The sequence below is a fragment of the Enterococcus sp. 3H8_DIV0648 genome (genome assembly GCF_002140655.1).
In the GTDB taxonomy this organism is placed as follows: domain Bacteria; phylum Bacillota; class Bacilli; order Lactobacillales; family Enterococcaceae; genus Enterococcus_A; species Enterococcus_A hulanensis.
The window spans coordinates 1,128,042-1,134,875 of record NZ_NGLG01000002.1; the positions used below are offsets into that span (position 1 = coordinate 1,128,042).

A 6,834-nucleotide genomic window follows, 5' to 3' on the forward strand; every position below is an offset into this window, starting at 1 on the left:
TACATTAGTATGAAGAAGGATGTCAGTTCTGCTTTTGGCAGAAATAAGTCTCGCAAAGCTGAACACTGAATCTAATGAAAACCCAAATTCGAGCACTTTAGCAGAATGATATACGGATGAAACTCAGACTCATTTTTGTAAAAAAATGAATACCTTAATATGAAGAAGGAGAATGAACATGATCTATGATGTTGTAATTATTGGAGCTGGACCGGGGGGAATGACCGCGGCTTTGTATGCGGCTCGTTCAAATTTATCGGTTTTGTTATTGGAAAAGGGCTTGCCCGGCGGTCAAATGAACAACACCGCCGAAATCGAAAACTATCCGGGCTTTGAATCGATCTTAGGACCGGATCTATCGATGAAGATGCTGGCAGGGACGGAAAAATTTGACGTCGCCTTGAAATATGACACGGTTGAAAAAATCGAAGAGCAGGATGCGCTTAAAAAAGTCGTTGGTTCAAATGAAACGTATTTGAGCCGAACGGTGATCATCGCCACTGGCGCGGTCCATCGGACATTGAATGTTGCAGGGGAAGATAAGTATTCCGGCATGGGTGTTTCCTACTGTGCGGTTTGTGATGGTGCCTTTTTCAGAAATAAGGAGCTGTTAGTGGTGGGCGGCGGTGATTCTGCCGTTGAGGAAGCCATCTATCTGACGCAATTTGCTTCGAAGGTGACGATCGTTCATCGCAGAGATGCCTTGAGAGCTCAGAAAATCATTCAAGAGCGGGCCTTTAATAATGAAAAGATCTTCTTTGAATGGGACGCGGTGATCGATGAAATCAAAGGCGATGCCATGAAGGTGACCTCTGCGATCTTAAAAAATCCGAAAACGGAGGAAACCAAAGAAGTCTCGGCTGACGGGGTCTTCATTTATGTTGGGTTAGATCCGATCACGGAGCCTTTCCTTGATCTAGGGATCGTTAACGATCAGGGCTGGATCGAAACGGATAATCGGATGCGCACGGCGGTTTCCGGAATCTTTGCGATTGGCGATGTGCGGGAAAAAGAACTGCGTCAAATTACCACAGCCGTTGGCGATGGCAGTATTGCTGGTCAAGAGGCTTACAAATATATTGAAGAGCTTTCAACAATAACTGTTTAGGATAGGTGAAGAAAATGAGAGAAATTAATGATCAAGAATTTGCAAATGAAACCAATGATGGATTAGTGCTAATCGACTTTTGGGCGCCATGGTGCGGACCGTGCCGGATGCAATCGCCGATTTTGGAGCAGGTGGCAGAAGAATTAGGCGATAAGGCAACCTTGATGAAAATGAATGTTGATGAGAATCCTGAAACGTCTTCAGAACTTGGAATCATGAGTATTCCGACAATGATTATCAAAAAAGACGGCAGAATTTTGGATAAGCTGATCGGCGTTCATAGCAAGGATCAAGTGACCGAAGTATTGAATCAATTCGCTTAAAATCAATCGACCCTAGATAATGAGCGCTGACGGATAGGCTGTCAGTTGGACCTGTTATCTAGGGTCTTTTTGGCGTATAATATAACAGAATAATCCTTGAAAAAGATATTGGGAGGAAACATAATGAAAATAATCCGCTATGCGCTGTTAGGCGTTTGTTCCGTATTTCTATTATCCGGCTGCAGTTCTGGGAAAGAGGCTGATACGCCGGCAAGTTCGACAGAAATCAAGGTCTCTGTAACCGCCAAAAGCGACCCGGCAACGTCAGAAAGCGTGTCAACTCGATCCTCCGATACTCAAACGACTGATACCCAAACGACGCAGAGTTCTAGTGAGACGGAATCCGTGGCAAGTCAAGGGGTTCGTCTGAGCGATGCCCAAAGAGAGCAAATTAATCTGGCGTTTCTTGAATGGGCAGGCCAGCGTGCAGCAATCGGAAATATGGCGGTCAGTGGGTGGTATTTTGATCATGGGGCAGCGGGGCGCGGCGACTGGTACGCGAATACCCCTGATGGACAGGTCCAAGTTCAAAATAATGGTCAGCCTGGGAAAAATGCGTTTCCGATTCGGGCGATTGGCGGCTGCGTTTTTTATACGTCAAAGGATGGCGGGATAGGCGAGCAAGAGCTTGCCGCTGGTTCATTCGCAGAAAATTATTCGGCAAAAATGGATTTTACGAAGCCTGTGAGCAAGTATTTGCTGGGGGACAATGGTGTCGTGTATGAACTAAAATCAGGCAACGGTGAGATGTTGAGTACCAACACGGGATTTGGCGAATATGACGATGATGGGAGTATCGGCGAGTATACGCCGGGAGTGGCTTTCCAAATCTCAGAAGATCAGGCGGCACAAGAGAAGCTGCAGGAGCTGATTCAGAGGTATTAAATTAATAGATCAGGTATAAAAGGTAACGAATCACAAAAAAATGTAGATTCGTTACCTTTTTTATCGAGTGTTTTGTTGCTTTGTGCAATATTTTTGCTTAAAATGATAAAAAGAGGTAATGAAGGGAGGAATTCCGATGAAACCGAAGTTGTTGAATGTCTCGATCGATGGTTTGTCGATCTTTGAAGAGAATCGATTTGAATTTGATTTTTTAACGTCTCAAAGAGTTTTTGAGAAAGAACGGGAAAAGCATGTTGTTGAATCGGTGTATAAGAATACCTATAAACAGAATGTCGTTGCGGTAGCCGGCATAAATGCTTCAGGAAAAACGACGACCTTAAAACTGCTAAAATTCATTTTGGATGTTTTTGTTTTAGATAAAGGGCTGAATTATGATAAGAGCTATTATGACTTGTTTCATGGAAAAACTGTGATTGAAATGGTTTTTTGGACAGGCGACTGCGTCCATTACGCTAGTTCGCAAATGGTAAAAAACTCTGCTATGGGCGGCAGAACACACTTGGAGTTTCTGAATGAAAGATTGTCTACGGTGAAAACAACGTATCTATCAAAGAAATCTGATTTCATCGCTGAAAGTACGGATAGGACTGGAGAGCAGACAGAAAGGGCGGACATTCTTAAGACTACCGCGGGTAAATTTTTGAAAACAGATCAATCGATCATTCCTTCTTTGATAAGAAAAGAGGGGGAAACTTTGATCGAAGGATATGTTGAAGATACGTTATCAGCGACCAACCGGATGGAAGTGGATTTCTCGAAAATTGATCTGAATGTTGTTAAGTATCTTGATGAAGGAATTGAGAAATTAGAGATCGCCAGAGAGCAATCCCACTATGATGAAGAGAGCAAGCGGAATATTTCGCTGACCTATCGAATCAAGTTTAAGAATCAGCCAGAGCGTCTGGTAAACGAGGGTGAGCTGAGAAGTTTGCTGTCATCAGGTACATTAAAGGGGATGTATCTATTTAATAAGATTTCAAATGTGCTGAGCTGCGGTGGGTATTTACTAGTTGATGAAATCGAGAACCATTTCAACAAAATTATTGTTCAAAATGTAATCTCATTTTTTTGCAGCAAAGTCAACGTTAACAATGCGACACTAGTTTTTACAACGCATTATAGCGAGCTTTTAGATGTAGTCGAACGAAAAGATGCCATCAAGGTCTTAAAAAAGCAGGATGGACTTATTTCGCTGAAGGGACTAAATGTTTTAGCAGAGCCAGAAGGAAAAAACCGTTCTGCCTACAAAAATAGTGACTTGATTTTAAGCGGTGTGTTTGGAACCTCTCCCAGCTATGAAGCCTATTGGGATGTGTTTAAGGATTTGCAGAAGAAAGCTTCACAGGCTGAGTCCAAGGGTGAACCACATGAGTAATTATCAGATGAACGAGAACACCTTGATCTTAGTTGGATGTGAAGGGAATTCTGAAAAATATTATATGGAGATTTTGTTAGAAGCGGACAAATTAGTTTTTTCTAAAACAGACTTATTTGAAGAGGAAATCTTGGAAAAGACCTTTAATCAGAAATTAGGAAAATACTTGGAGAGTAGTGTTTTGTCAATGGACTTTGGAACGCGTGACGTTCATTTGCTGCTGATCCAAGATAATGATGTCTCGCTAAAAATAAAAGCTCTTTACAAAGAAAAATTAAACATGATTGTCAAAGTCATTACGACACCAGAGATTGAAATGCTGGCCATTCATCATTTTGGTTTATTTCAAAAATATACGAATCAGAAAAAATCAAATTGGAGAAAGCCGTCAAAATTTCTGGCGGACGAGTTGGGGATGAAGGCGAGTAGGATAAAAAGTAAACAGTTCATAAAAGCTACTTTTGATGGCGATTGTTTAGTCACAGCGATAAAGCCTACGCTAGTAAAAATAAACAGAAGTATAAAGGAAAAGATGACATTCGATTGGTTGATATTTTGAAATAATGACGATAGATAGGATTTTAATCAACAAGGCCCCAAATCACAGGCTGATTTGGGGCCTTGTTTTTTTGTGTGAAAGCGGATCTGGGGTTGTTTGTGCTTAAATTAGTTTTTAAACGATTATATTCTAGTGTATATATTAGTGGATAATTTCTTTAGAAAGATATTAGAATTATTTTTCTATTAATTTTTTCGGAAAGTCATTTATTTTTCGAAAAATTATGGTTATAATGATGTTATATTTCGAAAAGTTATTAGGAGGAATAAAGTGAAGAATGTGAATAGGAGTTTTAAAAATAGAATGAAACGTGGTTTTTCTTTGGTTTTAGTGAGTACGGTAATGCTTTCCAGTTTTCCTTTTCAGGTAGCAGCTGAAAGTATCTCGACGGCAACAACAGCAAGCACCGAAACAAAGGAAGTACAGCCGACCGCTTCAAGTACGATAAAGCAAGAAACAGCTAGTTCTGTTAAGCAGACCAGCAGTACTACGAGTGAAACAAAGGAAAAAAAGGTGGAACGGACACCAAGAGCAGAAGCCGTAGAAACGTGGATGCCCGATGAGAATCTAAGGAAACTCGTGGCCGTAAAGCTTAGTAATAAAAGCACCACGGTGAATCCCGAAGACTTGACCAAAGAGATGATGGCTAATCTAACCGATCTGACCTTTGACGTCTATCCATCCCTATTTCCAGCCGAAACAGTCATCGACTTTACCGGGCTGCAATATGCGACTGGGATCTTAAACCTTAATACAACGTATATAAAAGCCATCAATATTCCCGATATTAAGTTAGGAGAAGGGGCTTTTGCCTATGTGCGGCCCAATGTTTTGTCTCACATTGTACCTACCGGAACCGTGAAACAATTAGCTATTCAAGGAAATAACGACAGCGGCATTCCTTCGGCTGAATTGACCGGAGTAGGAGCGGAGATCAATCGCCTGAACCCGACCGATATTCTGCGGGTTATTTCAACGGATATGACTGATTTTTCTTCTTTAGGAATAACAGCAGACGTAGGAAAAGGAGTTTTTTCCAGTACAGATTATACGCGAAACAATCCTTTAGAGTTGCCAGCATTAAGTATCGCAGCGGATCATGATGGAGATATCGTATACTCGCAAAATGTCTTGAAAGCAGCAAATGGGTATTCCCTTCTTTCGGATCAAAGTGGTGCGCCTCTACCAAATGTTCAATTTTTAAATGCGAATAAGGTAGTATTGGGGACGGGTTCACCGATGCTAACCGAAGAAGGAATGGTTTTCTTTGGTATTCCAGACCCGGCAGAGTATATTTTGGTTAATTACGGCATCTTTGCTCGAGGATTTCAACGGACTGAATATGGACTTTCAGCCTTGATCCCAATTCAACGAGCTACACCAGCTGCTGATGTGACCGTCAAGTATTTAAATGAAGATGACGAGGAAATTCAGACAGAGAAAAAGATTAGCGGAAATATCGGTGACGCCTATGATGCGACGACCGCCGACTATAAATTTGATACGATCGACGACTACGAGCTGGATGTCACACGATTGCCAACGAATGCAACAGGTACACTGGATGCTACAGCGAAAACAGTCGTTTATCGTTATAAGAAAAATCCAGTGCCGCCAGTGACTAGTACGGTTACCGTGAAATATGTGGACGAAGCAGATGCAGAGATCCGCGCATCGAAAACAATTACGGGCAATGTTGGCGACGCATATGATGCGACGACCCCAGAGTACAAACTAGCAACGATTAATGACTATGTTTTAGACGAAAGCAAGCTGCCGACAAATGGCACCGGCACAATCGAAGCAGCAGCCCAAACAATTGTCTATCATTATAAGAAAAATCCAGTACTGCCAGTAACTAACAAGGTGACAGTGAAATATGTGGACGAAGCAGATAAAGAAATCCGCGCATCGAAAACGATCAGCGGAAATGTCGGCGATGGGTATGATGCAACAACCCCAGAGTACAAACTAGCAACGATAGATGATTATGTTTTAGATGAAAGCAAGCTGCCAACAAACGGCACCGGCACAATCGAAGCAGCAACGCAGACAGTCGTTTATCACTATAAGAAAAATTCAGTACCATCAGCCGCCAGCAAAGTCACGGTTCAATATGTGGACGAAGCGGGCAAAGAGCTGCGTGATTCTCAAACGATTACTGGAAAAATCGGCGTGGACTATGATGTGACAACGGCAGAATATAAGCTAAGCAAGATCGGTGATTATCAACTAGTTGAAGATAAATTACCGACAAATGCTAAAGGTAAATTTGGCGAGAAGGATGTTCTGGTGACTTATGTCTACAAGAAAGGGACGACGTTAGCCAATACATCAACGAATACTGCTAATCCAGGCAGACATTCGATCGTAACGTGGGCTAGATCTGCCAGTCAGAAAGTCTTACCTAAAACGGGTGAAAATAATATTCTGTCAAATCTGCTGGTCTTCGCAGGTTTGGTGATCAGCGTTTCTGCGTTGATGATCTTCGTCAGAAAACGCCGTATTTAATTAAGTAAAATAAGATGACTCCATCCTGCAACAAAAGGGTGGAGTCCTTTTT

6 protein-coding genes are annotated in these 6,834 nt (G+C 41.9%); all 6 read left to right on the top strand.

The features are described 5' to 3' along the window. The first annotated feature begins 181 nt into the window (after window positions 1-181). The 6 genes from trxB (at window position 182) to A5875_RS21675 (ending at window position 6,782) form a co-directional block, all read left to right on the top strand. On the top strand, window positions 182-1,108 hold the full coding sequence (gene trxB / locus A5875_RS21650) for a thioredoxin-disulfide reductase (RefSeq protein ID WP_176244795.1): 927 nt from the start codon (window positions 182-184) through the stop codon (window positions 1,106-1,108). A 14-nt stretch (window positions 1,109-1,122) separates the two neighbouring features. Next, window positions 1,123-1,431, top strand: a complete 309-nt coding sequence (gene trxA / locus A5875_RS21655; protein WP_088935628.1) for a thioredoxin — start codon at window positions 1,123-1,125, stop codon at window positions 1,429-1,431. Between the two features lie 123 nt (window positions 1,432-1,554). Continuing rightward, the gene (locus A5875_RS21660) at window positions 1,555-2,316 is read left to right on the top strand and encodes a hypothetical protein (protein ID WP_088935629.1); all 762 of its coding nucleotides are present in this window, start codon (window positions 1,555-1,557) and stop codon (window positions 2,314-2,316) included. A gap of 136 nt (window positions 2,317-2,452) precedes the next feature. Continuing rightward, the gene (locus A5875_RS21665) at window positions 2,453-3,712 is read left to right on the top strand and encodes an AAA family ATPase (protein ID WP_176244774.1); all 1,260 of its coding nucleotides are present in this window, start codon (window positions 2,453-2,455) and stop codon (window positions 3,710-3,712) included. Next, window positions 3,705-4,271 carry a hypothetical protein gene (locus A5875_RS21670; RefSeq protein WP_088935631.1) on the top strand — a complete coding sequence of 189 codons (567 nt, stop codon included), beginning with the start codon at window positions 3,705-3,707 and terminating at the stop codon, window positions 4,269-4,271. The genes A5875_RS21665 and A5875_RS21670 overlap by 8 nt, the downstream gene beginning before the upstream one ends. A 270-nt stretch (window positions 4,272-4,541) precedes the next feature. Next, window positions 4,542-6,782, top strand: a complete 2,241-nt coding sequence (locus A5875_RS21675) for a MucBP domain-containing protein (protein ID WP_207114406.1) — start codon at window positions 4,542-4,544, stop codon at window positions 6,780-6,782. Window positions 6,783-6,834 lie beyond the last annotated feature (52 nt).